The sequence below is a fragment of the Streptomyces capitiformicae genome (genome assembly GCF_002214185.1).
Lineage (GTDB): Bacteria > Actinomycetota > Actinomycetes > Streptomycetales > Streptomycetaceae > Streptomyces > Streptomyces capitiformicae.
The window spans coordinates 464,080-490,615 of the sequence record NZ_CP022161.1; the positions used below are offsets into that span (position 1 = coordinate 464,080).

General features: G+C 69.1%; 24 protein-coding genes and 1 pseudogene. 10 read left to right on the forward strand and 15 right to left on the reverse strand.

Annotated elements, in window-relative coordinates; all coding sequences use genetic code 11:
• The first annotated feature begins 79 nt into the window (after window positions 1-79).
• Window positions 80-859 (forward strand): helix-turn-helix domain-containing protein, encoded by a 780-nt coding sequence (locus CES90_RS01985; protein ID WP_189781787.1) that lies wholly within the window; start codon window positions 80-82, stop codon window positions 857-859.
• A 10-nt stretch (window positions 860-869) separates the two neighbouring features.
• Here CES90_RS01985 and pyk read toward each other — a convergent pair whose 3' ends face one another.
• On the reverse strand, window positions 870-2,306 hold the full coding sequence (gene pyk, locus CES90_RS01990; RefSeq protein WP_189781786.1) for a pyruvate kinase: 1,437 nt from the start codon (window positions 2,304-2,306) through the stop codon (window positions 870-872).
• A gap of 144 nt (window positions 2,307-2,450) precedes the next feature.
• Window positions 2,451-3,155, reverse strand: coding sequence for an SIMPL domain-containing protein (locus tag CES90_RS01995; protein WP_189781785.1), 705 nt, complete (start codon window positions 3,153-3,155; stop codon window positions 2,451-2,453).
• Between the two features lie 195 nt (window positions 3,156-3,350).
• Here CES90_RS01995 and CES90_RS02000 point away from each other — a divergent pair, with 195 nt between their 5' ends.
• Entirely contained in the window at window positions 3,351-5,159 is a 1,809-nt protein-coding gene (locus tag CES90_RS02000) for a bifunctional metallophosphatase/5'-nucleotidase (protein WP_189781784.1), read from the forward strand.
• Here the strand turns inward: CES90_RS02000 and CES90_RS02005 are convergent.
• The 6 genes from CES90_RS02005 to CES90_RS02030 all read right to left on the reverse strand — a co-directional run bounded on the left by CES90_RS02005 (window position 5,156) and on the right by CES90_RS02030 (window position 12,097).
• Window positions 5,156-5,449 carry an SGNH/GDSL hydrolase family protein gene (locus CES90_RS02005; RefSeq protein ID WP_189781783.1) on the reverse strand — a complete coding sequence of 98 codons (294 nt, stop codon included), beginning with the start codon at window positions 5,447-5,449 and terminating at the stop codon, window positions 5,156-5,158. The two genes, CES90_RS02000 and CES90_RS02005, sit on opposite strands and share 4 nt — an antisense overlap.
• Before the next feature lie 37 nt (window positions 5,450-5,486).
• Window positions 5,487-6,863 (reverse strand): lysine N(6)-hydroxylase/L-ornithine N(5)-oxygenase family protein, encoded by a 1,377-nt coding sequence (locus tag CES90_RS02010; RefSeq protein WP_189781782.1) that lies wholly within the window; start codon window positions 6,861-6,863, stop codon window positions 5,487-5,489.
• A gap of 26 nt (window positions 6,864-6,889) precedes the next feature.
• Window positions 6,890-8,269: a pyridoxal phosphate-dependent decarboxylase family protein gene (locus CES90_RS02015; protein WP_189781781.1), complete on the reverse strand. Its 1,380-nt coding sequence runs from the start codon at window positions 8,267-8,269 to the stop codon at window positions 6,890-6,892.
• Between the two features lie 233 nt (window positions 8,270-8,502).
• Entirely contained in the window at window positions 8,503-11,007 is a 2,505-nt protein-coding gene (gene pepN, locus CES90_RS02020; RefSeq protein WP_189781780.1) for an aminopeptidase N, read from the reverse strand.
• A gap of 58 nt (window positions 11,008-11,065) precedes the next feature.
• A complete protein-coding gene (locus CES90_RS02025; RefSeq protein ID WP_189781779.1) occupies window positions 11,066-11,578 on the reverse strand; it encodes a response regulator in 513 nt (170 codons plus the stop codon).
• A gap of 105 nt (window positions 11,579-11,683) precedes the next feature.
• Window positions 11,684-12,097 carry a chorismate mutase gene (locus CES90_RS02030; RefSeq protein ID WP_189781778.1) on the reverse strand — a complete coding sequence of 138 codons (414 nt, stop codon included), beginning with the start codon at window positions 12,095-12,097 and terminating at the stop codon, window positions 11,684-11,686.
• A 152-nt stretch (window positions 12,098-12,249) separates the two neighbouring features.
• Here CES90_RS02030 and CES90_RS02035 point away from each other — a divergent pair, with 152 nt between their 5' ends.
• Window positions 12,250-13,155 carry a hypothetical protein gene (locus CES90_RS02035; protein ID WP_189781777.1) on the forward strand — a complete coding sequence of 302 codons (906 nt, stop codon included), beginning with the start codon at window positions 12,250-12,252 and terminating at the stop codon, window positions 13,153-13,155.
• A gap of 152 nt (window positions 13,156-13,307) precedes the next feature.
• Here CES90_RS02035 and CES90_RS02040 read toward each other — a convergent pair whose 3' ends face one another.
• Both CES90_RS02040 and CES90_RS02045 read right to left on the reverse strand, forming a co-directional pair.
• On the reverse strand, window positions 13,308-14,234 hold the full coding sequence (locus tag CES90_RS02040) for an SDR family oxidoreductase (RefSeq protein ID WP_189781776.1): 927 nt from the start codon (window positions 14,232-14,234) through the stop codon (window positions 13,308-13,310).
• Window positions 14,231-14,983: an SDR family oxidoreductase gene (locus CES90_RS02045; protein ID WP_189781775.1), complete on the reverse strand. Its 753-nt coding sequence runs from the start codon at window positions 14,981-14,983 to the stop codon at window positions 14,231-14,233. The genes CES90_RS02040 and CES90_RS02045 overlap by 4 nt, the downstream gene beginning before the upstream one ends.
• Window positions 14,984-15,049: 66 nt before the next feature.
• Between CES90_RS02045 and CES90_RS02050 the strand changes: the two genes are divergently transcribed.
• The 5 genes and pseudogenes from CES90_RS02050 (at window position 15,050) to CES90_RS02070 (ending at window position 18,858) form a co-directional block, all read left to right on the forward strand.
• Window positions 15,050-15,817 (forward strand): enoyl-CoA hydratase family protein, encoded by a 768-nt coding sequence (locus tag CES90_RS02050; RefSeq protein ID WP_189781774.1) that lies wholly within the window; start codon window positions 15,050-15,052, stop codon window positions 15,815-15,817.
• Window positions 15,814-16,650, forward strand: coding sequence for a CoA transferase subunit A (locus CES90_RS02055; RefSeq protein WP_189781773.1), 837 nt, complete (start codon window positions 15,814-15,816; stop codon window positions 16,648-16,650). The genes CES90_RS02050 and CES90_RS02055 overlap by 4 nt, the downstream gene beginning before the upstream one ends.
• Complete coding sequence (locus CES90_RS02060) at window positions 16,647-17,366, forward strand: CoA-transferase subunit beta (protein WP_189781772.1); 720 nt, start codon at window positions 16,647-16,649, stop codon at window positions 17,364-17,366. The genes CES90_RS02055 and CES90_RS02060 overlap by 4 nt, the downstream gene beginning before the upstream one ends.
• Window positions 17,366-18,418, forward strand: a complete 1,053-nt coding sequence (locus tag CES90_RS02065) for an NAD(P)H-dependent flavin oxidoreductase (protein WP_189781771.1) — start codon at window positions 17,366-17,368, stop codon at window positions 18,416-18,418. The genes CES90_RS02060 and CES90_RS02065 overlap by 1 nt, the downstream gene beginning before the upstream one ends.
• Before the next feature lie 171 nt (window positions 18,419-18,589).
• Window positions 18,590-18,858, forward strand: a pseudogene (locus CES90_RS02070) (type II toxin-antitoxin system RelE family toxin).
• A 19-nt stretch (window positions 18,859-18,877) separates the two neighbouring features.
• Here the strand turns inward: CES90_RS02070 and CES90_RS02075 are convergent.
• From CES90_RS02075 to CES90_RS02085, 3 genes are all read right to left on the reverse strand, one after another.
• Window positions 18,878-20,035: an acetyl-CoA C-acetyltransferase gene (locus CES90_RS02075; protein ID WP_189781770.1), complete on the reverse strand. Its 1,158-nt coding sequence runs from the start codon at window positions 20,033-20,035 to the stop codon at window positions 18,878-18,880.
• 64 nt (window positions 20,036-20,099) lie between these two features.
• A complete protein-coding gene (locus tag CES90_RS02080) occupies window positions 20,100-20,747 on the reverse strand; it encodes a TetR/AcrR family transcriptional regulator (protein ID WP_373313291.1) in 648 nt (215 codons plus the stop codon).
• 26 nt (window positions 20,748-20,773) lie between these two features.
• A complete protein-coding gene (locus CES90_RS02085; RefSeq protein ID WP_189781769.1) occupies window positions 20,774-21,565 on the reverse strand; it encodes an SDR family oxidoreductase in 792 nt (263 codons plus the stop codon).
• 48 nt (window positions 21,566-21,613) lie between these two features.
• Here CES90_RS02085 and CES90_RS02090 point away from each other — a divergent pair, with 48 nt between their 5' ends.
• Both CES90_RS02090 and CES90_RS02095 read left to right on the forward strand, forming a co-directional pair.
• Window positions 21,614-22,753: an acyl-CoA dehydrogenase family protein gene (locus tag CES90_RS02090; protein ID WP_189781768.1), complete on the forward strand. Its 1,140-nt coding sequence runs from the start codon at window positions 21,614-21,616 to the stop codon at window positions 22,751-22,753.
• A gap of 11 nt (window positions 22,754-22,764) precedes the next feature.
• Entirely contained in the window at window positions 22,765-23,751 is a 987-nt protein-coding gene (locus CES90_RS02095) for an acyl-CoA dehydrogenase family protein (RefSeq protein WP_189781894.1), read from the forward strand.
• Here CES90_RS02095 and qcrB read toward each other — a convergent pair.
• Both qcrB and CES90_RS02105 read right to left on the reverse strand, forming a co-directional pair.
• Window positions 23,726-25,402, reverse strand: a complete 1,677-nt coding sequence (qcrB, locus tag CES90_RS02100; RefSeq protein WP_189781767.1) for a cytochrome bc1 complex cytochrome b subunit — start codon at window positions 25,400-25,402, stop codon at window positions 23,726-23,728. The genes CES90_RS02095 and qcrB overlap by 26 nt on opposite strands.
• Before the next feature lie 150 nt (window positions 25,403-25,552).
• Entirely contained in the window at window positions 25,553-26,299 is a 747-nt protein-coding gene (locus CES90_RS02105; RefSeq protein ID WP_189781766.1) for a vWA domain-containing protein, read from the reverse strand.
• Window positions 26,300-26,536: the final 237 nt, after the last annotated feature.

Below are 26,536 nucleotides of genomic sequence, written 5' to 3' on the forward strand. Positions count from 1 at the left end.
TCTGAAGCGGAGGTCCACGTTCGCGTGGACCTCCGCTTTTCGCTGCGCGCGGCGCCGATCAGTAACGCAGAGTGTCCGCATGGAACAGCACAGTCCTTCGATCCGCGCCCAAGCCGTCGCACTGATGCGCCAGGGCGTCCCTAACCGCGTCGTCGCGGAGCATCTCAACATCCCGCGCGGGACCATCGGCTGGTGGCGCAGTGAGGACCGCAGAAAGCGGGGCGAAGAGTACGAGCAGCCAACGGACTGCCCCCAATGCACAGGGCGCACATTCGATGCAGCGGCGTACGCCTACCTGCTCGGGCTCTATCTCGGCGACGGCCACATCATCTCGAAGCGCAAGCAGCACCACCTGTCCGTCTTCTGCAACGCAACCCAGACCGGCCTAATCTCGGCTGCTGCGGAGGCCATGCGCAAGGTGATGCCGCAACCCAACGTCAGCCAGCGCCACAAGACCGGCTGCGTCGAGGTGAACTCGTACACGAGGCACTGGGTCTGTATGTTCCCCCAGCACGGCCCAGGCAAAAAGCACGCGCGCCGGATCACCCTCGAACCCTGGCAGCAGGACATCGTCGACGCCCACCCCTGGGAGTTCGTCCGGGGCCTCATCCACTCAGACGGCTGCCGTATCACCAACTGGACGACCCGACTCGTCAGCGGTGAGCGCAAGCGCTACGAGTACCCCCGCTACTTCTTTACCAACGTCTCTGACGACATCCGGCAGCTCTATACGGACACCCTCGACAAGCTCGGCGTCAAGTGGACGCAGTGCACCCGCAACGGCAACCCCTACAACATCTCCGTCGCCAAGAAGGCCTCCGTCGCCCTCATGGACACGCACGTAGGCCCCAAGTACTGACCCCCACCCCCTACTTGGGACTGTCGTCCTCCCCAATGTGATGCACCCGCACCATGTTCGTCGAGCCCGCGACCCCGGGCGGCGAGCCCGCCGTAATGACCACCACGTCACCCTTCTTGCAGCGGCCGTACTTCAGCAGCAGCTCATCCACCTGGTCGACCATCGCGTCCGTCGAATCCACGCGCGGGCCGAGGAAGGTCTCCACGCCCCACGTCAGGCTCAACTGCGAACGCGTCGCCGGGTCGGGGGTGAAGGCCAGCAGAGGGATGGGCGACCGGTAACGCGACAGGCGGCGGGCCGTGTCGCCGCTCTGGCTGAACGCGACCAGGAACTTGGCGTTCAGGAAGTCGCCGATCTCCGCCGCCGCGCGGGCGACCGCGCCGCCCTGGGTGCGGGGCTTGTTGTGTTCGGTCAAGGGTGGGAGGCCCTTGGACAGCATGTCCTCCTCCGCCGCCGCGACGATCTTCGACATCGTGCGGACCGTCTCCACCGCGTACTTGCCCACACTCGTCTCGCCCGACAGCATCACCGCGTCCGTACCGTCGAGCACCGCGTTGGCGACATCGCTCGCCTCCGCCCGGGTCGGGCGGGAGTTCTTGATCATCGATTCGAGCATCTGGGTGGCGACGATGACCGGCTTGGCGTTGCGCTTGGCCAGTTTGATGGCTCGCTTCTGGACCAGGGGGACCTGTTCCAACGGCATCTCCACGCCGAGGTCACCGCGCGCGACCATGATGCCGTCGAAGGCGGCGACGATGTCGTCGATCGCGTCCACTGCCTGTGGTTTCTCCACCTTGGCGATGACGGGGAGTCGACGGCCCTCCTCGTCCATGATCCGGTGGACGTCCTCGATGTCCCGGCCGGATCGGACGAACGACAGCGCGATGATGTCGAAGCCCGTGCGCAGGGCCCAGCGGAGGTCTTGCTCGTCCTTTTCCGAGAGGGCGGGGACGGAGACGGCGACTCCGGGGAGGTTCAGGCCTTTGTTGTCGGAGATGACGCCGCCTTCGACCACCTTCGTGTGGACGCGGGGGCCGTCTACCGCTGTGACTTCCAGCGTGACCTTGCCGTCGTCGACGAGGATGCGTTCCCCGGTCGTGACATCAGTTGCCAGACCCAGGTGCGTCGTGCCGCATACTTCGCCGTTGCCCTCGACGCCAGCCTCCACGGTGATGGTGAAGGTGTCGTCGCGTTCAAGGAGTACGGGGCCTTCGAGGAATCGGCCGAGGCGGATCTTCGGGCCTTGAAGGTCGGCGAGTATGCCGACGCTGCGTCCGGTTTCGTCGGCGGCCTTGCGGACGTGGTGGTAGCGCTCCTCGTGTTCGGCGTGGTCGCCGTGGCTGAGGTTGAAGCGGGCGATGTCCATTCCGACTTCGACCAGGGCTTTGATCTGGTCGTACGAGTCGGTGGCGGGCCCGAGGGTGCAGACGATCTTTGCTCGGCGCATGTTTCGAGCCTATGGCTTACTCGTTGGTAGGGGTTTGGTGGTGCGTGACTACTCAACGGCCTTTTGGTGAAGGGTAGTTGACAAGTATTGAAGTGTGCGCGCAGGTGCTCCGATGAGCGTATCGGAGCACCGTGCGGGGGCTGGTCACAGTTGGGGCGGCAGCATGGTGAAGCGGGCGTTGACCTGGGCGTAGACGTGTTGGCGTTGGGGTTCGAGGTCGAGGGGGGCGGGGGCGTCTTCGACGGCGGCCATGCTGCGGGCGGGGGCGGCGGCGTAGAAGGGTTGGTTGTTGTCCTCGGCGCCGATGTCGGCGAGTTCGATCAGGGCCGCGAGGGTGGTGCCCAGGGCTTCGGCGTACTCCCTCGCGCGTTGTACGGCTTCGTGTACGGCTTGTTGTCGTGCGTGTTTGTGGGCGGGTGAGGTGGGGCGGAGGGACCACCAGGGGCCGTCGACTCGGGTGAGGTCGAGGTCGGCGAGGTGGGTGGTGAGTTCGCCGAGGGCGGTGAAGTCGGTGAGTTCGGCACTGATGTGGGCGCGGCCGTGGTAGGCGTGGACGCGTTCGCCGCGGCTTTTGTCCTTGAGTTGGGGGGTGATGGAGAAGGCGCCTGTTTCGAGGCGTTCGATTGCTTCGCCGTAGGTTTTGATGAGGTCGAGGACGGTGGTGTTGCGGCGGGTGAGGTCGTCGAGGGCGGTGCGGCGGTCTTTGCCTCGGGCGAGGACGGTGACTTCGATGCGGGCGATTTCGGGGTCGACTTCGAGGTGGGCTTCGCCGCGGACTGCGATGCGGGGTTGGTCGGGGGTGCCGTAGGGGACGGCGGCGGGTTGGGCTTCCTCTGGGCTGGTGGTCATACGTCCCACTCTGTCAGGAGTGGCCCGGTTGGGGGTGTGACAGGTCACCAGATCGAAACCTGGGGGGTCTGTTGCCGTGGGGAATGTACGGGTCAGAATCTACGCGCGTTATCGCGTGTGTCTTTCTCTGCTGTGCTTGTTGCGCGGCGTCTGTCTACGCGCGTTGAGATCCGTTTCCCCGAGGAGTGCCCCGATATGGCCTTGAATCGCCGGAAGTTTCTGAAGAAGTCTGCTGTGACCGGTGCGGGGGTGGCCATCGCCGGTGCGGCCGTGGCGCCGAGTGCGCAGGCCGCGGAGGTGCAGGCTGACGGGAAGAAGGCCCCGAAGCGGTACAAGTTCACCGTGATGGGGACGACCGATCTGCACGGCAATGTCTTCAACTGGGACTACTTCACGGACAAGGAGTTCGACGACAGGGCGCACAACGACGTCGGTCTGGCGAAGATCTCGACGCTGGTGAACCAGGTCCGTAAGGAGAAGGGCCGCCGGAACACGCTGCTGATCGACGCGGGCGACACGATCCAGGGCACGCAGCTGTCGTACTACTACGCGAAGGTCGACCCGATCACCGCCAAGGGTGGTCCGGTGCACCCGATGGCGCAGGCGATGAACGCGATCGACTACGACGCGGCCGCGCTGGGCAACCACGAGTTCAACTACGGCATTCCGGTGCTGCGGAAGTTCCAGGAGCAGTGCCGTTTCCCGCTGCTGGGCGCGAACGCGCTGGACGCGAAGACGCTGCGGCCGGCCTTCCCGCCGTACAGCATGCACCGGCTGTGTACGCCGCACGGTCGTGATGTGAGGGTGGCGGTCCTCGGCCTGACGAACCCGGGTATCGCGATCTGGGACAAGGCGAATGTGCAGGGGAAGATGACGTTCCCGGGGCTGGAGGAGCAGGCGGCGAAGTGGGTGCCGAAGCTGCGGTCGATGGGTGCGGATGTCGTCATCGTGTCGGCGCACAGTGGTTCGTCGGGGACGTCGTCGTACGGTGATCAGCTGCCGTACATCGAGAACGCGGCGGGGCTGGTGGCCGAGCAGGTTCCCGGTATCGACGCGATTCTCGTGGGGCATGCGCACACGGAGATTCCGGAGTACTTCGTCACCAACAAGGAGACCGGCAAGCAGGTTGTGCTGTCGGAGCCTTTGAAGTGGGGGCAGCGGCTGACGCTGTTCGACTTCGACCTGGTGTGGAGCAAGGGTCGTTGGACGGTCGAGAAGGTGGCGGCGCAGGTTCTCAACTCCAACACGGTGGAGGAGGACCCGGAGATCGTGAAGATGCTCGGTGACGAGCACGAGAAGGTCGTGGCGTACGTCAACCAGGTGATCGGTACGAACGCCGCGGAGATGAGGTCGGTGGAGGCGCCGTACAAGGACGTCCCGATCATCGATCTGATCAACCACATTCAGGCCGACACGGTGAAGCAGGCGCTGGCATCGACGGAGTACTCGTCGCTGCCGGTGTTGTCGCAGGCGGCGGCGTTCTCGCGGAGTGCGGTCATTCCGGCGGGCAATGTCACCATTCGGGACGTGGCCGGTCTGTATGTCTTCGAGAACACGCTGGAGGCGCGTCTGATGACGGGTGCGCAGATGAAGGCGTATCTGGAGTACTCGGCGAACTACTTCGTGCAGACGGCGGCGGACGCGGTGATCGACCCGGCGAAGCTGACGAACGCGAACGGTACGCCGGACTACAACTACGACGCGGTGAGTGGTCTGACGTATGAGATCGACATCGCGAAGCCGGCGGGGTCGCGGGTGACGAATGTGCGGTTCGAGGGTGCGCCGCTGGCGGACGACAAGCAGTTCGTGTTCGCGGTGAACAACTACCGGGCCAACGGCGGCGGTAACTTCCCGCATGTCGCCGCGGCCCAGCTGTTGTGGTCGAACTCGGACGAGATCCGTAACACGATGATCGCCTGGGTGAAGGCGAAGGGGTCGATCGATCCGGCGGCGTTCGCGTCGGTGGACTGGAAGCTGACGCGGAACGGTACGCCGGTCTTCTAGAGCTCCAGGGGTGACGGGTCGACGGCGTCGGCGATGGCTTTCGCGCCGGCGTCGTTGACGTGGAGGCCGTCGCCGCTGTTGAAGTCGTCGCGGATTCTGGTGGTTGGTCGGGGTCCGCGACGGCGGCGGCGATGTCGATGATCGCAGTCGAAGGGGTGGTCGTCGCCGAGGTAGGGGCCGCTGGTGGAGCCGATGGCGGTGAGCCCGGCGGCGTGACGGCGGTCGGCGAGGGTGGTCAGGCCCGTGTTGAGGTCGGCGGCGGTGGGGAGTTTGCCGGGTTCGGGTTTCACGCCGCCGTCATTCCTGCCGCGCTTCTTTGCTCGTCGGTTACCTTGCGTGAGTGGGCCGTGGTGGGAGGCCGAAGGTGGTGAAGGCGGTGCGGCTGGGGAGGGGGTAGGGCTCCTTGCCGGTGAGGGTGTTGAGGATGGTGGCGCTGCGCCAGGCGGTGAGGCCGAGGTCGGGGGTGCCGACGCCGTGGGTGTGGAGGTCGGCGTTCTGGACGTAGACGTGGCAGCCGGAGGCGGTGACCGAGGGGTCGAGGACCATGCGGAACCGTTCGTCGAGGCGGGGGCGCTCGCGGCTGTCGCGGCGAACGTAGGGGTCGAGTCCGGCGAGGACGTGGTCGAGGGGGCGTTCGCGGTAGCCGGTGGCGAGGACGACGGCGTCGGTGGTGAGGCGGGAGCGGGTGCCCTGCTGGAGGTGTTCGAGGTGGAGTTCGACCTTGGTGGTGGCGAGGCGGCCCGCCGTGCGGACGAGGACGCCGGGGGTGAGGACGGCGTCGGGCCAGTCGCCGCCCTGGGTGCGGCGGTAGAGCTCGTCGTGGATGGCGGCGATGGTGGGGGCGCTGATTCCCTTGTGGAGCTGCCACTGTGCGGTGACGAGCCGGTCCCGGGTGGATTCGGTGAGGGCGTGGAAGTAGTGGGTGTAGTCCGGTGTGAAGTGCTCCAGGCCCAGCTTGGAGTACTCCATGGGCGCGAACGCCTCCGTACGGCCCAGCCAGTGCAGCTGCTCGCGTCCGGTGGGCCGGTGGCGCAGCAGGTCGAGGAAGACCTCGGCGCCGGACTGTCCGGCGCCGATGACGGTGACGTGCCCGGCGGCGAGGAGTCGGTCGCGCTCGCGGAGGTAGTCGGCGGCGTGGATGACGGGCACGCCGGGTGCTTCGGCGAGGGGCTTGAGGGGTTCGGGCACGTACGGTTCGGTGCCGACGCCGAGGACGACGTTCCGTGCGTACGTTCGACCGGGCATCTCGTCCTTTCCCTCGGTGTCGGGTCGGGTGAAGTTGACCTCGAACAGGTCGCGTTCGGGGTTCCAGCGCACGGAGTCGACTCGGTGGCCGAAGCACAGCCCGGGCAGGCTCTGGCTGACCCAGCGGCAGTAGGCGTCGTACTCGGTGCGCTGGATGTGGAAGCGCTCGGCGAAGTAGAACGGGAAGAGCCGGTCGCGGGTGCGGAGGTAGTTGAGGAACGACCAGGGGCTGACCGGGTCGGCGAGTGTCACCAGGTCGGCCAGGAACGGCACCTGGACCGTGGCGCCCTCGATGAGGAGGCCCGGGTGCCAGTCGAAGCCGGGGCGTTGCTCGTAGAAGACGGTGTCGAGTTCGGCGAGTGAGTGGGCGAGGGCGGCGAGGGAGAGGTTGGCCGGCCCGATGCCGATGCCGACCAGGTCGCGGGGCGCTTCGGGCTCCTGGCCCGGGGGCGTGCTCATGGGGTGTTTCTTTCTGCGAGTGCTGCCTACGGGTGCGGGTGCTGCGCGAGTTCTACGAGTTTCAGCAGGGCGGTGAGGTCGCCGGGTCGGGTGTGGGGGTTGAGGAGGGTGGCCTTGAGCCAGCGGCAGCCGTCGAGTGCGGCGCGGCCTATGACGGCCCGGCCGTCGTGGAGGAGTTGTCGGCGTACGGCGGCCACGGTGTCGTCGGAGGCGCCGGCCGGCCGGAAGAGGACCGTGCTGATGGTGGGCCGGTCATAGAGCTCGAAGCCGGGGTGTGTCTCGATGAGGGCGGCGAATTCCTGGGCGAGGTCACAGACTTGGTCGACGAGCGCGCCGAGTCCCGTACGGCCCAGGGTTTTCAGGGTGACGGCGATCTTGAGGATGTCGGGGCGGCGGGTCGTGCGCGCTGAGCGGCCGAGGAGGTCGGGCAGGCCGGCCTCGGTGTCGTCGTCCGCGTTGAGGTAGTCGGCCTGGTGCCGCAGCGCGGCGAGGTCCGCTTGGTCGCGTACGGCGAGGAGGCCTGCGGCGACGGGCTGCCAGCCGAGTTTGTGCAGGTCGAGGGTGATGGTGTGGGCGCGGGTCAGGCCGTCGAGCTGGGCACGCCGGCGGTCGCTGAAGAGGAGGCCTCCGCCGTATGCGGCGTCGATGTGGAGGCGGGCGCCATGGGCCTCGCAGAGTTCGGCGATCTCGGGGAGGGGGTCGATGAGACCGGCGTCGGTCGTGCCGGCGGTGGCGGCGACCAGGAGGGGCCCCTGCAGCTGGGTGAGCGCGTCGTCCAGGGCGGCGGGGTCGAGGGTGCCCGCCGGGGTGGGGATCGTGACGGGCTCGGGCAGCCCGAGCAGCCAGGCGGCGCGCGGGAGGGAGTGATGGGCGTTCTCCCCGCAGACCAGCCGTATCGCTCCGTGGCCTTGTGCCTGTCGTTGTGCCTCTCGGGCGAGGAGGAGCGCGAGCTGGTTGGACTCGGTGCCGCCGGTGGTGACCAGGGCGTCGACGGCGTGCACTTCCGCGGCCAGGGCCCGCGTCACCAGGGCTTCGAGCGCGGAGGCGGCCGGGGCCTGGTCCCAGGAATCGAGCGACGGGTTCAGCGCGGACGCGGCGAGGTCGGCGGCGGTGGCGACGGCCAGGGGCGGGGTGTGGAGGTGGGCCGCACAGAGGGGGTCGGCGGGGTCGGCGGTGCCGGCCGTGAGGGCGCGGACGAGCCGGTGGAGGGCGTCCGGTTCACCTTCGACGGGCAGCACCTCACCGAGTGCGTCCCGCACCATCGCGGCGACCGCCTGCGGGCCCCCGGCGGGAAGGGGCCCGCCCCGCACGTCCGCTCCCTCGCGCAACGCGTCGAGCACCGTGTCGAGCAACGGCCGGAGTGCGCCGGGTCCTTGGGGGCCTGAGGCGAGGGGCGGGATGGGCATGGGGTTCCTCCGAGCACGGGGAGTCCCATCTTGTACGCCAATCGGGTGCTGAGGCCGAAAAAGCCGTTGATTACCTCCAAAAGAGGGTACGAGAGCGCGCCCTCAGCAGGGGCGCGCCGCAAAGGGGCGCGGGGCTGTGTCAGTGTGCGGCTCCACCGCGTGGGCGCGATCAGCCACACTCAGCCGTCAGCCCGCAGACGCCCCCGCCCCCAACGGCGCGCCCCGGCAAATCCCTACGCCTCCCGCACCCGCAACGCCCTCCCCAAGTCATCCAGCTGATCCACCAGCTTCCGCCGAAGAGCCGGAATCAGCTCGGCCTCACCAAGACACCGCTCCCCCAGAGCAAGCGTCTCCGAGTCCACCGCGTACACCGGGAACGCCCACCGCCCGGCGGCATCCGCAATAGCCGGCCCTCGCCTGGCGGCGAGCGATACCGCGTCGGTCCAGTAGCGCGACACGTACTCCTGGAGGATGTCCGCCTGTTCCGGCTGCCAGAAGCCCTGGGCCGTGGCCGTGAAGAGGTAGTTGGAGAGGTCGTCGGAGGCGAACATGGCCTCCCAGGCGGCGCGCTTGGCCTCCGGATCGGGCATTGCGGCCCGGCAGCGGGCGGCGCCCTCCTGGCCGGTGGCGCTGGGGTCCCGTTCCAGTTCCTCGGCGATGGCGGCGTCGTCGACCGCGCCGAGGACGGCGAGCCGGCCGAGGAGGCGCCAGCGCAGTTCGGGGTCGAGTTCGGGGCCGCCCGGAACCGTGCCGTCGGCGAGCCAGGCGGCGATGGTGTCGGGGTGGGCGGCGGTGTCGATGCGGTGGCGTACGGCGGTCAGGCGCAGGCCGGGGTTGTCGCCGTCCTCGGTGCGGCGGATGAGGTCGCGGCACAGGGCGGTGAGGGTGGTGAGGCCGGCGGGGCGCTGGTCGGGGGTGAGGAAGCGGTCGGCGACCTGGGTGGTGGCGAAGGCGAGGACGCCTTGGACGATGGCGAGGTCGGTTTCGCGCGGGAGATGGGTGCGGGCGGCTTCCAGGTAGGCGGTGGGCGGGAGTTCGGCGTCGCGTACGGCGTCGCGCAGGGCGTTCCAGACGACGGCGCGGGTGAGTGGGTCGGGGAGTCCGGAGAGGCTGCCGGTGATGGTGGCGAAGGAGTCGGGGTCGAAGCGGATCTTGGCGTAGGTGAGGTCGCCGTCGTTGAGGAGGAGCAGTGCGGGGCGTTTGCCGATGGGCTGCTCGGCGGTCTGGGGGAGGTCGAGTTCGATCTGGTCGCGGAGGGTGAGGTGGCCCTGTTCGTCGCCGAGGTCCTGGTCGTAGAGGCCGACGGTGATGTGGTGGGGGCGGCTGCCGGCGTGGTCGATGGTGAGGGTGTAGGTGCTGTCGGCGCCGCGGGTGACCTTGGGGGTGAAGGTGTCGACGCCGGTGGTGCGCAGCCAGGCGTCGGCCCAGGCGTGGACGTCGCGTTCGGTGGCGCCGGCGAGGTTGTCGATGAAGTCGGCGAGGGTGGCGTTGCCGAAGCGGTGGCGGGTGAAGTGGGCGTTGATGCCGGCGAGGAAGTCCTTCTCGCCGAGCCAGGCGACGAGTTGTCGTAGGGCGGAGGCGCCCTTGGCGTAGGAGATGCCGTCGAAGTTGAGGAGGGCGGCGGCGGTGTCGTCGACGGCTTCGGGGGCGACGGGGTGGGTGGAGGGGCGCTGGTCGGCGTCGTATCCCCAGGCCTTGCGGGCGATGCCGAAGTCGACCCAGGTGTCCGTGAAGCGAGTGGCTTCGGTGAGGGTCTGGTAGCCCATGTACTCGGCGAAGGACTCGTTGAGCCAGATGTCGTCCCACCAGCGCAGGGTGACGAGGTCGCCGAACCACATGTGGGCCATCTCGTGGGCGATGACCATGGCGCGGGTCTGGCGTTCGGTGTCGGTGACGGCGGAGCGGTAGACGAACTCGTCGCGGAAGGTGACGAGTCCGGGGTTCTCCATGGCGCCGGCGTTGAACTCGGGGACGAAGGCCTGGTCGTAGGAGTCGAAGGGGTACGGCTCCTCGAATTTCTCGTGGTAGCGGTCGAAGCAGGCGCGGGTGACGTCGAGGATCTCGTCGGCGTCGGTGTCCAGGTAGGGGGCCAGGGAGCGGCGGCAGTGGATGCCGAAGGGCAGGCCGCGGTGTTCGGTGCGTACGGAGTGCCAGGGGCCGGCGGCGACGGCGACGAGGTAGGTGGAGATCGGCGGGGTGGTGGCGGCGCGCCAACTGCCGTCGTGCTGCTGCTCGGTGATGCCGTTGGCGAGGACGGTCCAGCCTTCGGGGACGGTGGCGGTGAGGTCGAAGACGGCCTTGAGGTCGGGCTGGTCGAAGGCGGCGAAGACGCGTTGGACGTCGTCGAGGAACAGGTTGGAGTAGACGTATGTCTCGCCGTCGGCGGGGTCGGTGAAGCGGTGCATGCCCTCGCCGGTGCGGGAGTAGCGCATGGCGGTGTCGACGCGCAGTTCGTGCTTGCCCGCGGTGAGGCCCTTGAGCGGCAGCCGGTTGCCGTCGAGGGTTCCCGGGTCGAGGGGCTCTCCGTCGAGGGTGGCGGAGCGCAGTTCGGCGGGCTTGAGCTCGACGAAGGTGTCCGTGGCCTTTTTCTTCCCCCGTACGGTGAAGTGGATGACGGTACGGGAGTCGAAGGTCTCGTCGCCGCGCGTGAGGTCGAGGGTGATCTCGTAGCGGTGGACGTCGAGGAGCTTGGCACGGGTCTGCGCTTCGTCGCGCGTCAGTACGGACATGGGGGACATGCTGCCTGATGCCCTGGGCGTGGGACAGGGGCGGGCCGGGTACGCGACCGTACGCCACCTATGTCCGGTCGCGTGCGCCCGGCATCCGGTGTTCCCGGTGGTCAGCGCCGCCCTTGCCCGTCTCGTCGGTCTCGTGGTGCTTGAGGCGGGCGCGCAGGGTGCGGAGCTCGCTTTCGAGGGCGCGGGAGCGGGCGTGGGCGTCGTACAGGTAGCGGACCTTGGTGCGCAGGGCCCAGGGGTCGATGGGTTTGATGACGAGGTCGGCGACGCCGAGGCGGAAGGCGGTGGAGGTGAGTTCGGCGTCGGGGCCGAAGCCGGTGAGGAGGATGACGGGGATGTGCTGGGTCTGTTCGACCTTGCGCATGTAGCGGACGACGTCGAGTCCGCTGACGCCGGGCATGCGTACGTCGAGGAGGAGCAGGCCGACGTGGCCGCGCAGGACTTCCTTGAGTGCCGCGTCGCCGCTGGTGGCGCGGGTCAGCCGGTAGCCCAGGGGGGCCAGGGCGCTCTCCAGGGCGTACAGGGTGTCCTCATGGTCGTCGACGATGAGGATCTTGGTTTCCGACGGCATGGCCTGGCCTGCTCACTGCGTGTGGTCATCGTCTGGCGAAGAGTGCTCACGCAGGATGCCCGTTGGAGGGCGCGATGTCACTCCCCTGTGCCGGCCCCCTGTGGCCTACTTGTCTGTGGCGCCTGTGGTGCCTGTCGTTCCTGTGGTGCCTGTCGTGCCTGTGGTGCCGCCGTTCAGTGTGTTGTCCGCGATGCGCTCGTGGTGCCGGATGACCTCGGCGATGATGAAGTTCAGCAGTTTCTCGGCGAACGCCGGGTCCAGCTTGGCACTTTCGGCGAGCCCGCGCAGTCGGTTGATCTGCTGCGCCTCGCGGGCCGGGTCGGCGGCGGGCAGCTGATGCGCGGCCTTGAGGTGGCCGACCCGCTGGGTGCACTTGAAGCGCTCGGCGAGCATGTGGACGACGGCGGCGTCGATGTTGTCGATGCTGTCCCGCAGGCGTGTGAGCTCCTCGCGCACGTCCGCGTCGACCTCTTTGGCCGGCGTCCCGTTGTTCGCCTCGTTGGTGTTGCTGATGGTCATGGTCGTCACCCTACGGGGCGGCCGTGGTCGGGGCGCGAGGCGTATGGCTCGGCTGCCCTCACGACGGGCGGCGAGCTTGCCGTCCGTACCGGCGTGGAGCGTCCGTACCGGCTTAGAGTGGAACGTATCGAGACGTCTCTGGGGGTGCGGACGTGGCGAACGGCGGACCGGTCGAGCACGGCTACCCGCACCTGGACCTCGTGCGGGAGTCGATCACCGCGCTGTACAAGCGGCTCTCGTACGACACGATCCAGATCTTCGACACCAGTGTGGCCCCCGTCGACGTGGCGTTCTGCGACACCGACGATCTTCATCTCGGTGCCCAGCGGGTGGCGCGCGAGCTGGTCCGGCACTATCGGCTGCCGGAGGCCCGGATGATCATCGGCTTCCGTGAGATGACGCATGCGGCGAGCGTCGAACTGGCCGCGGGCCCCGAGTACTTCATCGAGCTCAACGACCGCTTCCGCACCCATCGCCGGGACATCGGCGCGGCCCTCGCCCATGAGGTGATGCACGTCTATCTGCACCGCCTCGGGCTGTCGTTCTCCGGCACCCGGGAGAACGAGATCCTCACGGACACGGCGGCGACGTACCTGGGGGCGGGCTGGCTGCTGCTCGACGCGTTTCGGGAGGACGCCGCGTCGTCGCAGAAGCTCGGGTATCTGACGCCGGAGGAGTTCGGATATGTGCTGGCGAAGCGGGCTCAGGTGTTCGGGGAGGATCCGTCGGTGTGGTTCACGAGTCCGCAGGCGTATTCCGCGTACGCGGAGGGCCGGGAGCGGGCTCGGCGGGACGAGCAGCAGCCGCCGTTGACCGGGGCGGGGTGGGTGGGGCGGCGGCGGTATGCCCGGGATCGGCGCCATGCGATGGAGCTGCGGTCGGCTGGGCCGGGGGGCAGGCTCGGTGTGGGGGTGTCGTATGCGTTCACGCCGGACGGGGGGCCGTTGAGGGTGTCGTTTCCCTGCCCTACCTGTCATCAGAGGATCAGGGTGCCGGTTCGGGGGCGGGTTCGGGCTCGGTGTGGGTTGTGTCGGACGGTTTTGGAGTGTGACACGTAGGTTTTTGGGGGCGCGGGAGGGGGTGGGGGGGCGGGATGTTGGCGTGTGCGGGTTCGTGGCGGCTTGTCGCGCCCACGCGGCGGAGCCGCAAATCGACACAGCCCCGCGCCCCTTGGGTGCCCCTCGGTTACAAGGCCGGGGAAAGTGGTTGCTCAGCTCGACCCGTACACCTGGCCCGGTGGCTGCGCCTCCGCGAGGAGTTTCCGTGCTGCCTCGCCTGCTTCTGTTGGGGTCCAGCGGGCGCCCTTGTTCGTGGTGGGGCCTGGGCGCCAGCCCTCCATGACGGTGATGCGGCCGGCCTCCGTTTCGAAGACTCGGCCGGTGACGCCTGTGCCCGCGGCTGAGCCCAGCCAGACGACCAGGGGGGAGACGTTCTCGGGGGCCATGGCGTCGAAACCGGTGTCGGGGGCGGCCATCGTCTCGGCGAAGGTGCTCTCCGTCATCCTCGTCCGCGCGGCGGGGGCGATGGCGTTGACCTGGATGCCGTAGCGCTGGAGTTCGGCGGCGGCGACCAGGGTCAGGGCCACGATGCCGGCCTTGGCGGCGCTGTAGTTGCCCTGCCCGACGGAGCCCAGCAGGCCCGCGCCACTGCTGGTGTTGACGACTCGTGCCACCGGCGTCCGTCCTGCCTTGGTCTCGGCCCGCCAGTGCGCGGCGGCGTGCTTCAGCGGCAGGAAGTGGCCCCTCAGGTGGACCCGGACGACCGCGTCCCAGTCGTCCTCGTCGAGGTTGACGAGCATCCGGTCGCGCAGGAAGCCGGCGTTGTTGACGAGGGTGTCGAGGCGGCCGTACGTGTCCAGTGCGGCGCGTATCAGGGACGCGGCGCCCTCGGTCGTCGCGATGTCGCCGCCGTGGGCGATCGCTTCCCCTCCCGCCGCGCGGATCTCCTCGGCGACCCGGGCGGCCGGGCTGTCGGGGGCCGGGGCACCGTCCGGTGTGCCGTCCAGTCCGATGCCGAGATCGTTGACGACGACTCGGGCGCCTTCGGCGGCGTATGCGAGGGCGTGGGCGCGTCCGAGCCCGCGCCCCGCGCCGGTGATCACGACGACGCGCCCCTCGCAGAGTCGTTGTGCGTTCACGTCGTTTCTCCTTGCTGCTGGTTGGCCGTGGCCGCGTCGAGGAAGGGCGGGCGCTCTCCGCCGCCGTGGACGTGGAGCGAGGCGCCGGTGATGTACGCCGCCGCGTCGGAGGCGAGGAAGACGGCTGCCTCGCCCACGTCGGACGGTTCGGCGAGGCGGCCCAGGGGGACGGTGCGGGCGACTGCCGCGATGCCGTCCGCGTCGCCGTAGTGGAGGTGGGAGAGCTCCGTGCGGACCATGCCGAGGACGAGGGTGTTGACGCGTATGTCCGGGGCCCATTCCACGGCCATCGAGCGCGCCAGATGCTCCAGGCCGGCCTTGGCCGCGCCGTACGCCGCCGAGCCGGGCGACGGGCGGCTGCCGCTGACGCTGCCGATCATCACGATCGCGCCCCTGGCCCGGCGGAGGTGCTCGTAGGCGGCGAGGGAGACGGTGAGTGGGGCGGTGAGATTGAGGTCGATGACGCGGGCGTGGCGGTGGGCGTCGGCTGCGGTGAGCGGCCGGTAGGGGGTGCCGCCCGCGTTGTTGACGAGGGTGTCGAGCCGGGGCAGGTCGTCGAACAGACGGTGGACGGTGTCGGGGTCCCGGACGTCCACCGGTATGAACTCGGCGCCTTTGACTGGTACTTCGGGCGGGTGGCGGGCGCACACGACGACCTCGGCGCCCGCTTCGACGAGGGCACGGGCGATGCCGGCGCCGACGCCGCGCGTGCCGCCGGTGACGACGGCGACCTTCCCGTTGAGCCGCATCCGCTGCTACCTTCCACCCAAGAGGCGTACCTAACAAACGTTAGGTGGAAGGTAGCTGATGCTGCTATGGGTGTCTCCACCTCGTCCCCCGAAAAGGGGATTTCCGTTGTCACGGTTGACTTCCCGCCGGTGAACGCGTTGCCGGTGCGCGGCTGGTTCGAGCTGGCCGACGCGGTGCGCGGGGCGGGGCGTGATCCTTCGGTCGGCTGTGTGGTGCTGGCGGCGGAAGGGCGCGGGTTCAACGCCGGGGTGGACATCAAGGAGATCCAGGCCGCGGGGCGGCGCGCGCTGATCGGCGCCAACCAGGGCTGCGCGGAGGCGTTCGCCGCCGTGTACGAGTGCGAGGTGCCGGTGGTCGCCGCGGTGCACGGTTTCTGCCTGGGCGGCGGGATCGGGCTGGTGGGCAACGCGGACGCGATCGTGGCGAGCGACGACGCCACGTTCGGACTGCCGGAGCTCGACCGGGGCGCGCTGGGTGCGGCGACGCATCTGGCCCGGCTGGTCCCCCAGCACCTGATGCGCGCGCTGTACTACACCTCGCGTACGGCGACGGCGGCCGAGCTACGGGCGCACGGCTCGGTCTGGAAGGTCGTACCACGCGCCGAACTGCCTGCCGCAGCCCTGGAGTTGGCGCGGGAGATAGCCGCCAAGGACGCCCGGCTGATCCGGTTGGCCAAGGCCGCGATCAACGGCGTCGACCCCGTCGACGTCCGCCGCAGTTACCGCTTCGAACAGGGCTTCACCTTCGAGGCCAACCTCGACGGAGTGGCCGACGAGCTCCGCGACACCTTCGGCAAGCCGGAGACGAAGGGATCTGAGGGGGGAACCGGGTGAGTGACAAGACGATGACCGCCGACGAGGCCGTCTCGCGGCTGGAGAGCGGCATGACCCTCGGCATCGGCGGCTGGGGTTCGCGCCGCAAGCCCATGGCCCTGGTGCGAGCGCTGCTCCGTACCGAGATCGCCGATCTCACCGTCGTCTCGTACGGCGGCCCGGACGTGGGCATGCTCGCCGCTGCCGGGCGCATCCGAAAACTGATCGCCGCTTTCGCCACCCTCGACTCGATCCCGCTGGAACCCCACTTCCGCGCGGCGCGCGAGCGGGGCGCCTTCGAGCTGATGGAGATCGACGAGGCGATGTTCATGTGGGGCCTGCACGCGGCCGCCAACCGCCTCCCCTTCATGCCGGTGAGGGCCGGCATCGGCTCGGACGTGATGCGGGTCAACCCGGAGCTACGCACCATCACCTCCCCCTACGCCGACGGCGAGACCTTCGTGGCCATGCCCGCCCTCCGCCTGGACGCGGCGCTCGTCCACGTCAACCGCGCCGACCGCCAGGGCAACGGCCAGTACCTGGGCCCGGACCCGTACTTCGACGACCTCTTCTGCGAGGCCGCCGACACGGCGTACGTCTCCTGCGAACGCATCGTCGACACGGCGGACCTGACGAAAGAGGCGCCACCCCCCTCACTCCTCCTCAAACGCCACGTCGTGACAGGCGTGATCGAAGCCCCGGGCGGCGCGCACTTCACCTCCTGCGCCCCCGACTACGCCCGCGACGAAGCCTTCCAGAAGACCTACGCGACGACCCCCTGGCCCGAGTTCGCGGCTCGTTTCCTCAGCGGCGACGAACAGGCGTACCAGTCGGCGGTCAAGGAGGCGACGTGACCGCAGTGAGCCGCGCCGAGTACTGCGTGATCGCCTGCGCCGAGGCCTGGCGCGACGCGGGCGAGATCCTCGCGAGCCCGATGGGCCTGATCCCCTCCATCGGCGCCCGCCTGGCCCGCCACACCTTCTCCCCGGACCTGCTCCTCACCGACGGCGAGGCCCTGCTGGTCACCCCGGACGGCACCGTAGAGGGCTGGCTCCCCTACCGCCAACACCTCGCCCTGGTCACCGGCGGCCGACGCCACGTGATGATGGGCGCGAGCCAGATCGACCGATACGGCAACCAGAACATCTCCTGCATAGGCGACTGGACGAAACCGAAACGCCAACTGCTCGGCGTACGCGGCGCCCCCGTCAACACCCTCAACAACCCCACCAGTTACTGGATCCCGAAACACTCCCGCCGTGTCTTCGTCGAGAAGGTCGACATGGTGTGCGGAGTGGGCTACGACCACGCCCCCGACGCACGCCACCACCACATCCCCCGCGTCGTCTCCGACCTCGGCGTCTTCGACTTCGCCACCGCGGACCACTCGATGCGGCTGGCGTCCCTGCACCCGGGAGTCACCGTCGAGCAGGTCAAAGAGGCGACCGCCTTCGCCGTCACCATCCCGAACGAAGTGCCGTACACGCGCGCCCCGACCCCCGCCGAACTGCACCTGATCCGCGAAGTACTCGACCCCCACAACACCCGCACCCGCGAGGTCGAGGCCTGATGGAAACGGCACTCACCCGCCTGACAGGCGTCCGCCACCCCCTCGTCCAGACCGGCATGGGCTGGGTGGCGGGCCCCCGCCTGGTCTCCGCCACGGCCAACGCCGGCGCGCTCGGAATCCTGGCCTCCGCGACCATGACCCTCGACCAGCTGCGTACGGCGGTACGAGAGGTGAAGTCCCGTACGGACGCCCCCTTCGGGGTCAACCTCCGCGCCGACGCGACGGACGCCCGCGACCGCGTACGCATCATGATCGAGGAGGGCGTACGCGTAGCCTCCTTCGCCCTGGCCCCCTCCCCCGAGCTGATCACGGAGCTCAAGGAGGCGGGCATCGTCGTCATCCCCTCCGTGGGCGCCCGACGGCACGCCGAGAAGGTCGCGGCCTGGGGCGCGGACGCGGTGATCGTGCAGGGCGGCGAGGGCGGCGGCCACACCGGCGAAGTGGCGACAACGGTCCTCCTCCCGCAGGTCGTGGACGCCGTGGACATCCCTGTCGTAGCGGCAGGCGGCTTCTTCGACGGAAGGGGCCTGGTCGCGGCACTCGCCTACGGCGCGACCGGCATCGCCATGGGCACGCGTTTCCTGCTCACCTCGGACTCGACGGTGCCGGACCCGGTGAAGGCCCGCTACCTGGCGGCAACCGTCAAGGACATCACCGTGACCCGGGCGGTCGACGGCCTCCCGCACCGCATGCTCCGCACGGACCTGGTCACAGCCCTGGAAAACGCCGGCCGCCTGAGGACCCTCTCCCAGGCGATCCGCCACGCGGCAGCCTTCCGCGAACTCTCCGGCCTGACCTGGCGCCGACTCCTCCACGACGCCCGCACCACCCGGCACGGCAAGAACCTCACGTGGAGCCAACTCCTCCTCGCCGCCAACACCCCCATGCTCCTCAAGTCCGCGATGGTGGACGGCCGCACGGACCTGGGAGTCATGGCGGCCGGCCAGGTCACGGGAGTGATCGACGACCTGCCGTCGTGCGCGGAGCTGGTGGAGCGGGTGATGAAGGAGGCCGATCAGGTGCTGCGGGCGTTGCCCCAAGCAGACATGTGACCGAGGCCATGAACATCCGCGAAGCCCGCGCCGGGTCCGAATACGACGCCCTTGAGGAAGCGGCCGACGAGCTGCTGGCCCGGGAGGCATGCAGCACCTGGACGAGCCGACGGTGAGCATGGCCGAGCTCCTCGCCGACCTGTTCAGCGAGGAGCGGGAGCAGGGCGCTAAGTGAAATACGCGTTCCGTTTCACGGCCACGGCTCAGCGACAGCTGCGAGTCATCGACCGCACCAGCGCGATGCGCATCCTGACCGCGCTCACACGACTCGGTGACGATCCGTACCGCGACGACGCCGACGTGAAGAAGCTCTCCGGCCACGACGGCTTGTACCGGCTCCGGGTCGGAGACTTTTGCGTGGCCTATCACATCGATGACGGACAGTTGATCATTCTCGTCGTCAAGGTCGGCACCGCCGCGACGTGTACCGCTCGCTCTGAATCGCGAGGCGCCAGCCCCTCAGACCCGCTCGACGATCGTCACATTCGCCTGCCCCCCGCCCTCGCACATCGTCTGGAGCCCGAACCGCCCCCCTGTGCGCTCCAGTTCGTGCAGCAGAGTCGTCATGAGCTTGGCGCCCGTCGCACCCAGTGGGTGCCCCAGGGCAATGGCGCCCCCGTTGACGTTGACCTTCTCCGGATCCGCCCCCGTTTCCTTCAGCCATGCCAGGACGACAGGCGCGAAGGCCTCGTTGATCTCGACGAGATCGATGGCGTCCAGCGAGAGGCCGGTCTTCTTCAGCGCGTACGCGGTCGCCGGTATCGGCGCGGTGAGCATACGGATGGGATCCTCGCCCCGCACGGACAGATGGTGAACCCGGGCACGCGGCGTGAGCCCGTGCTCCCGCACGGCCCGCTCGGAGGCGAGCAGCAGCGCGGCCGCACCGTCGGACACCTGGGAGGAGCACGCGGCGGTGACGGTTCCCCCGTCGATCACCGGCTTCAGCCCGGCCATCTTCTCCAGGGAGGTGTCCCGGCGCGGCCCCTCGTCAACGGCCACCTCCCGATACGCGGCGATCTCCTTCTCGAAGCGCCCCTCGTCAATGGCCCGCACCGCCCGCTGATGCGACCGGAGCGCGTACTCCTCCTGGTCCTCCCGGCTGATCCCCCACTTGGAGGCGATCATCTCGGCCCCGACGAACTGGTTCACCGGCCGCTTCCCGTACCGCGCCCGCCACCCCTCACTCCCCGCGAACGGCCCCTCGGTGAGCCCGAGCGGCACGGCGGCCTGACGGGAGGCGAAGGCGATGGGGACCATCGTCATGTTCTGCACACCACCCGCGACGACCAGATCCTGTGTGCCGGAGAGCACGGCCTGGGCGGCGAAGTGCACGGCCTGCTGAGAGGAGCCGCACTGCCGGTCGACGGTCGTCCCGGGCACCTCCTCCGGCAGCCCGGCGGCCAGCCAACTGGTCCGCGCGATGTCACCGGCCTGCGGCCCCACCGCGTCCAGACAGCCGAAGACGACGTCCTCGACGGCGGCGGGATCGATGCCGACGCGCGCCACCAACTCCTTCAGCACATGCGCGCCGAGGTCAGCCGGATGAACCGCGCCGAGCCCTCCCCCACGCCGCCCGACGGGCGTACGGACCGCTTCGACGATGTAGGCCTCGGCCATGGCAACTCCCCTGACTCCACAATGAGTTGAACGAGTTGGATCGAGTTGGATCGAGTTGAACGAGCTACGTGCGTACGGCGATCCCGTCCAGCACCATCGACAGGTACTGCCGGGCGATCTCCTCGGGGCTGTGCTGTCCTCCGGGCCGGTACCAGGACGCGGCGACCCACACGGTGTCGCGTACGAACCGGTAGGTGAGCCGCATGTCGAGGTCGGCCCGGAAGACCCGTGCCGCGACGCCGCGCTCCAGCGTGGACAGCCACGCCATCTCGAACCTGCGCTGCGACTCGGCGAGGAACGCGAACCGTTCCTGCGCGACCAGCTGCTTCGCCTCCTTCTGGTAGATCGCGACGGCGGCCCGGTGCCGGTCGATCTCCCGGAAGGACTCGGTGACCAGCGCCTCCAGCGTCTCGCGCGGCCCCGACTCGGTCGCCAGGACGGTGTCGTAGCCGTCCCAGAGCTCGTCGAGGAAGGTCCGCAGGATCTCCTCCAGCATCGATTCCTTGGAGTCGAAGTGGTAGTAGAGGCTGCCCGCGAGCATGCCCGCGTGGTCCGCGATCTTGCGTACGGTGGTGGCGTTGTAGCCCTGCTCGGCGAAGACCTCGGCGGCGGTGTCGAGGAGTTCACGGCGACGGGCGGGCGCGGCGGTCACCTGGGACTTCTTCTGGGCCGGCGTCGTGGTCGGCTTCTTGGTCGGCTTCTTGGTCGGCACGGTTCCATTGTGGTCCTGTCGTCTCCCTAGGGGTGCTGGCTGCTGACGGAGACGACCTCGCCCGTCATGTACGACGAGTAGCCGGACGCCAGGAACACGATCACGTTGGCCACCTCCCAGGGTTCGGCGTACCGCCCGAAGGCCTCCCGCGCGGTCAGCTCCTCCAGCAGCTCGTCCGTCGTCACCTTCACCAGATGGGGGTGCATGGCGAGGCTCGGCGAGACGGCGTTGATCCGCACCCCGTACTCGGCGGCCTCCACCGCCGCGCACCTGGTCAGCGCCATCACGCCCGCCTTCGCCGCCGCGTAGTGCGCCTGCCCGGCCTGGGCGCGCCAGCCGACGACGGAGGCGTTGTTGACGATGACGCCACCGGGTTCCTGTGCGCAAAAGACCCGCAGCGCCGCCCGTACGCATCGGAACGTGCCGTTCAGCGTCACGTCCAGCACCTTCGCCCACTGCTCGTCGGTCATGTCGACGAGACACGACGTCCCCCCGAGCCCCGCGTTGTTGACCACGACGTCCAGCCGCCCGTGCTCCCTCACGGCGGCCTCGAACAGCGCGAGCACCTGGGCCTCGTCGGTCACGTCACAAGGCACCGCACCGACCCGCTCCCCGCCGAACTCCCCGGCCAGCTCGGCCTCGTACTCCTTGAGCCGTCGCGCGTGCACGTCGCTGATCAGGACGCGCGCGCCCTCTTCCAGGAAGCGCCGGGCGGTCGCGCCGCCGATGCCCGCCCCGGCCGCCGCGGTGATCACGGCGGTGCGTCCGCTGAGCAGTCCGTGCCCGAGAACGTACGCCGGACCCTCGACGTTCTTCATGACAGCACGCTAACCTACCAAACACTTGTTAGGGAAGGAGGGTGGCCCGTGGACCTCGCCCATTCCCCCGCCGACGAGGCCTTCCGCGCCGAGGCGCGCGCCTGGCTGCGCACCCATGTCCCGCCCGAGCCGCTCCCCTCCCTGGAGACCGAGGAGGGCTTCGCCGCTCACCGCGCCTGGGAGGCCGCACTGGCCGTGGACCGCTGGTCGGTGGTGAGCTGGCCGACCGCGTACGGCGGACGCGGCGCGGGCCTGATGCGCTGGCTGATCTTCGAGGAGGAGTACTACGCGGCGGGCGCCCCCGGCCGGGTGAGCCAGAACGGCATCAACCTCCTCGCCCCGACCCTCTTCGACCACGGCACCGAGGAGCAGCGGGCCCGTGTCCTGCCGTCCATGGCCTCCGGCGAGGTCGTCTGGGCGCAGGCCTGGTCGGAGCCCGAGGCCGGCTCGGACCTCGCCTCACTCACCTCCAGAGCCGTGCGCACGGACGGAGGCTGGCGCTTGAGCGGCCAGAAGACCTGGTCGTCGCGGGCCGCCTTCGCGGACCGGGCGTTCGGCCTGTTCCGCAGCGAGCCGGGCACCGCGAAACCGCACCAAGGGCTGACGTACGTCATGTTCGACTTACGCGCACCCGGCGTCACGGTCCGTCCCATCGCCCGCCTCGACGGAAAACCGGCCTTCGCGGAGCTCTTCCTGGACGACGTGTTCGTACCCGACGAGGACGTGATCGGCGAGCCCGGCCAGGGCTGGCACATCGCGATGTCCACCGCGGGCAACGAGCGCGGTCTGATGCTCCGCTCCCCCGGCCGTTTCCTCGCCTCCGCGTCCCGGCTGCATGACCTGTGGCGCGGGCGGGGTTGCCCGGCGTCGACGAGTGACCGCGTGGCCGACGCGCTGATCGGCGCCCGCGCCTACCAGCTGTTCACCTACGCGGCCGCCTCCCGCTTCCTCCAGGGCACCCCGGTCGGCCCGGAATCCAGCCTGAACAAGGTGTTCTGGTCCGAGTACGACATCGCCCTGCACGAGACGGCCCTCGAACTGCTCGGCACGAAGGGCGAGTTGGCGGACACCGACTGGACCGAGGGCTATGTCTTCTCCCTCGCGGGCCCCATCTACGCCGGTACCAACGAGATCCAGCGCGACATCATCGCCGAGCGCCTCCTCGGCCTGCCGAAGGGCCGCCGCTGATGCCGCCGCCGATGCGTTTCCTCCTCGACACGGAACAGCGGGCGTTCGCCGAGTCGCTGGACGCGATGCTGACCGCCGCCGACACCCCCGCGGTCGTACGGGACTGGGCGCGGGGCGAGCACACGGCGGGACGGGCGCTGTGGTCCCGTATTGGGGAGCTGGGCGTGTTCACCCTGGCCGTCCCGGAGGCGTACAACGGCGTAGGCCCTCTCCCCGTCGAGCTGGCCGTCGCCTTCGTGGAGTTGGGGCGGCACGCGGTGCCCGGCCCGCTGGTGGAGACGGTCACGGCGGCGGTACTCCTCTGCGAAGTGGCCGGATCAGGCGACCCGGGCCCGGCGAAGCGCCTGCTGCCGGCGCTGGTCTCCGGCGAGGCCATGGCCACGCTCGCGCCTGCGGGGTCGTACGCGCTGGACGGGGATTCGGCGACGACCCTCCTCTCCCTGAGCGCCGGCGAACTGCGACTGGCCCCCGGCCACGGCCCGGTCCGGCCGTCCCTGGACCCGGCCCGCCGTCTGACCCCCCTCGCTCCCGGCGGCGAGCTCCTCGCCACGCACCCGCCCGTCGCCCGGGCCCTCACCTGGGCCCGGCTCGCGGTCGCCGCCCAGGCCCTCGGTGTGGGGCTCGCCCTCCTGGACCGGACCGTCGCCTACGTCAGGCAGCGAGCCCAGTTCGGCGTGCCCATAGGCTCGTTCCAGGCGGTGAAGCACCGGCTGGCGGATGCGAAGGTGGCGTTGGAGTTCGCGCGCCCGCTGGTCCTCGGGGCCGCGGTCACCCTGGACCCGGCCGACGTGGCCGCCGCCAAGGTCACCGCCTGCGAGGCGGCGTACACGACCGCCCGTACCGCGCTGCAACTGCACGGCGCGATCGGCTACACGGCGGAGTACGACCTGTCGCTGTGGCTGACCAAGGCCCGTGCGCTGCGCACCGCTTGGGGCAGCCCGGCCGAGTGCAGAGGCGACCTCCTCGAAGCCCTCAGTGGTGGTGGTCGCCGCTGGTGACCTCCCGGTACTCCTCCACCGTCGGCTTGGGGATGCGTGTCCCGGGCCCGAACATGGCCCGGGCCAGGTGGGCGCGCAGCCGCTGGCTGGGTTTGACCCGGCGCCGCACGCCACCCGCGTCGACGAGCGGGCCGATCTCGTACGGCTGTTCCTGCTCGTGCTGGGTGAGGGTGAACAGCTGCTCCTGCGAGAGCCCCTCATGGACCTCGACGAACTCGCCGTGCGGCAGCCGCTTGATGATGCCGGTCTCGCGGCCGTGCAGCACTTTGGCGCGGTCCCGGCGCTGGAGCCCCAGGCAGATCCGTTTCGTGATGATGAAGGTGGCGACGGGCACGACGAAGAAGCCGATGCGCACGAACCAGGTGATCGCGTTGATGGAGAGATGCAGATGGGTGGCGACGATGTCGTTGCCGCCACCGATCAGCAGGACGCCGTACAGGCTCAGCCAGGCCGCGCCCAGTCCGGTACGCACGGGCACGTTGCGTGGCCGGTCGAGGATGTGGTGCTCGCGTTTGTCGCCGGTGATCCAGGCCTCGATGAACGGATAGACAAGGATGGCCATCATGATCAGCGGGAAGAGGGAGAAGGGGATGAAGACGCCGAGGGCGAGGGTATGGCCCCAGGCGTTGATCTCCCATCCCGGCATCACCCGGATCAGGCCCTCGGAGAAGCCGAGGTACCAGTCGGGTTGGGCGCCGGTGGTGACCAGGTCGGGGCGGTAGGGGCCGAAGGCCCACACGGGGTTGATGGTGGCGATCGCGCCCATGAAGGCCAGCACCCCGAAGACGAGGAAGAAGAAACCGCCCGCCTTGGCCATGTAGACCGGCATGAACGGCATGCCCACCACCGACTTCTGGTCCCGTCCGGGCCCGGGGTACTGGGTGTGCTTGTGGTAGAAGACCAGGATCAGATGGGCGGTGACCAGGCCCAGCATGATCCCCGGCAGCAGCAGGATATGAATCGGGTAGAGCCGCGCGATGAAGTCCTCACCGGGGAACTCGCCGCCGAACAGGAAGAAGGAGAGGTACGTCCCCACGATCGGGACGGACAGGACGGCGCCCTGGGCGAAGCGGAGGCCGGTGCCGGAGAGCAGGTCGTCCGGGAGCGAGTAGCCGGTCAGACCGGTGATGATGCCGAGGAAGAGCAACGTCCAGCCGAACACCCAGTTCAGCTCGCGCGGCTTGCGGAACGCGCCGGTGAAGAACACCCGCATCATGTGGAGGATCATCCCGGCGACGAAGACCACCGCCGCCCAGTGGTGGATCTGCCGGATCAGCAGACCACCGCGCACATCGAAGCTGATCTCCAGCGTGGACTCGTACGCCCGTGTCATCAGGACGCCGTTCAGCGGCTCGTAGCTGCCGTTGTACTCGACCTCGATGCTGCTCGGCTCGAAGAAGAGGGTCAGCCAGACGCCGGTGAGGATCAGGATGAGGAAGCTGTAGAGGGAGATCTCGCCGAGCATGAAGGAGGGATGGTCCGGGAACACCTTGCGCAGGTTGGCCTTGGCGATGCCGTACACCCCGAGCCGCCCGTCGGTCCAGTCCGCGAGGCGCTCGCCTTTTCCGATCTCGCCCCGCCGTTGCCGGCCGCTCGCCGCGGCGCTCCTTTCACCGCCGCCGTCCGTCCCGACCGCTCGCACGCCGTCCATGCGTCGCCTCCCATCGGCTCGTCCCAGAGTGGCACCCACGTCCGTTGCTGTAAATGGGGCCCACTCCCCACTTATGCCACGCGGGTCGCACTCCTTATCCGACGATCCGAGAGTCCGCTTATGTGACATCCACCTGGAACGCTTACCCGCTTATGCGACGACTCCCTGGGTCCGCGCTTCCACCAGCCACTTCGGGAACTCACCGACCAGCCGGTCGTACAACTCCCCGTCCGAAACCCGCCGAGGGTCCGCACCCGCATGGAAGAACCCGGCGTTGTCGACGACCCGCTTGCCCGGCACCGCCAGCTCGTCCAGCTTCCGCAGAAAGTCGAACTGCTTGCTGTCCTTGTCCCCGAACCCGATGAACTGCCAGAACAGGGGCAGCCGGGCCGCCTTGCACAGATACCGCTCGGCGGCGAGCTTGTTGATCGGCCCGCCGTCGGTCTGGAAGACGACGAGAGCGGGGACCTTGAGACCTTCGGAGTCTTCCGAGTCGTCGGCGTAGTGGTCCAGGTAGTGGTCGATCACGGCGTCCATGGCCAGGTGATAGCTGGTCTTGCCCATGTGGCCGAGCCCCGCCACGATCCGCTCGATACGGCCCTGGTGGTCGGCCAGGGCGATGTCGGTCACGGCGTCGATGTCCGTCGAGAAGAAGACGACGGGCACGCTCCCGTCGTCGTCGAGGTGCGCCGACAGCCCGAGCACACGATCGGCGAGGGCCTGGACACTGCCGTCCTTGTAGTACGGCTTCATGGAGCCGCTGTAGTCGACGACGAGATAGACGGCGGCCCGCAGTCCGTCCAGCCCCTGCTTGGCGAGGGAGACCCCGGCGGTCTTGTAAAGGCCGACGAGGGCGGGAGCGGTGTCCTGCACCTTGGTGAGGCTGATGGCGGGCATGGGCGTTCTCCTGAGGCGGGGCACGGGATGGTTCGACGGAAGAGGCTTCGGCGGAAAACCGAGGTCGTGGATGGGCCGCGACTCACGCCTTCCCTTGGGAACCTTTAGTGATGTGCCGCCTGCCGACCGCATGAGCGTACGTGGATCGAATGTGTGACCTTTCCGCAGTCGTGTCGTTGATCGGATGACAGCACAACCGGCCACGAGGGGCAGCACTGGGCGCAGGATTCCACCTGC

Bases quoted from the DNA above. Each gene is read 5' to 3' on its own strand.
- CES90_RS01985 (WP_189781787.1), top strand. From the start codon at position 80: ATGGAACAGCACAGTCCTTCGATCCGCGCCCAAGCCGTCGCACTGATG.
- CES90_RS02075 (WP_189781770.1), bottom strand. From the start codon at position 20,035: ATGGCCGAGGCCTACATCGTCGAAGCGGTCCGTACGCCCGTCGGGCGG.
- CES90_RS02105 (WP_189781766.1), bottom strand. From the start codon at position 26,299: ATGCCCGCCATCAGCCTCACCAAGGTGCAGGACACCGCTCCCGCCCTC.
- CES90_RS02000 (WP_189781784.1), top strand. From the start codon at position 3,351: ATGGCCTTGAATCGCCGGAAGTTTCTGAAGAAGTCTGCTGTGACCGGT.
- qcrB (WP_189781767.1), bottom strand. From the start codon at position 25,402: ATGGACGGCGTGCGAGCGGTCGGGACGGACGGCGGCGGTGAAAGGAGC.
- CES90_RS01995 (WP_189781785.1), bottom strand. From the start codon at position 3,155: ATGACCACCAGCCCAGAGGAAGCCCAACCCGCCGCCGTCCCCTACGGC.
- pepN (WP_189781780.1), bottom strand. From the start codon at position 11,007: ATGTCCCCCATGTCCGTACTGACGCGCGACGAAGCGCAGACCCGTGCC.
- CES90_RS02095 (WP_189781894.1), top strand. From the start codon at position 22,765: ATGCGTTTCCTCCTCGACACGGAACAGCGGGCGTTCGCCGAGTCGCTG.
- CES90_RS02050 (WP_189781774.1), top strand. From the start codon at position 15,050: ATGGGTGTCTCCACCTCGTCCCCCGAAAAGGGGATTTCCGTTGTCACG.
- CES90_RS02025 (WP_189781779.1), bottom strand. From the start codon at position 11,578: ATGCCGTCGGAAACCAAGATCCTCATCGTCGACGACCATGAGGACACC.
- CES90_RS02085 (WP_189781769.1), bottom strand. From the start codon at position 21,565: ATGAAGAACGTCGAGGGTCCGGCGTACGTTCTCGGGCACGGACTGCTC.
- CES90_RS02010 (WP_189781782.1), bottom strand. From the start codon at position 6,863: ATGAGCACGCCCCCGGGCCAGGAGCCCGAAGCGCCCCGCGACCTGGTC.
- CES90_RS02030 (WP_189781778.1), bottom strand. From the start codon at position 12,097: ATGACCATCAGCAACACCAACGAGGCGAACAACGGGACGCCGGCCAAA.
- CES90_RS02045 (WP_189781775.1), bottom strand. From the start codon at position 14,983: ATGCGGCTCAACGGGAAGGTCGCCGTCGTCACCGGCGGCACGCGCGGC.
- CES90_RS02015 (WP_189781781.1), bottom strand. From the start codon at position 8,269: ATGCCCATCCCGCCCCTCGCCTCAGGCCCCCAAGGACCCGGCGCACTC.
- pyk (WP_189781786.1), bottom strand. From the start codon at position 2,306: ATGCGCCGAGCAAAGATCGTCTGCACCCTCGGGCCCGCCACCGACTCG.
- CES90_RS02065 (WP_189781771.1), top strand. From the start codon at position 17,366: ATGGAAACGGCACTCACCCGCCTGACAGGCGTCCGCCACCCCCTCGTC.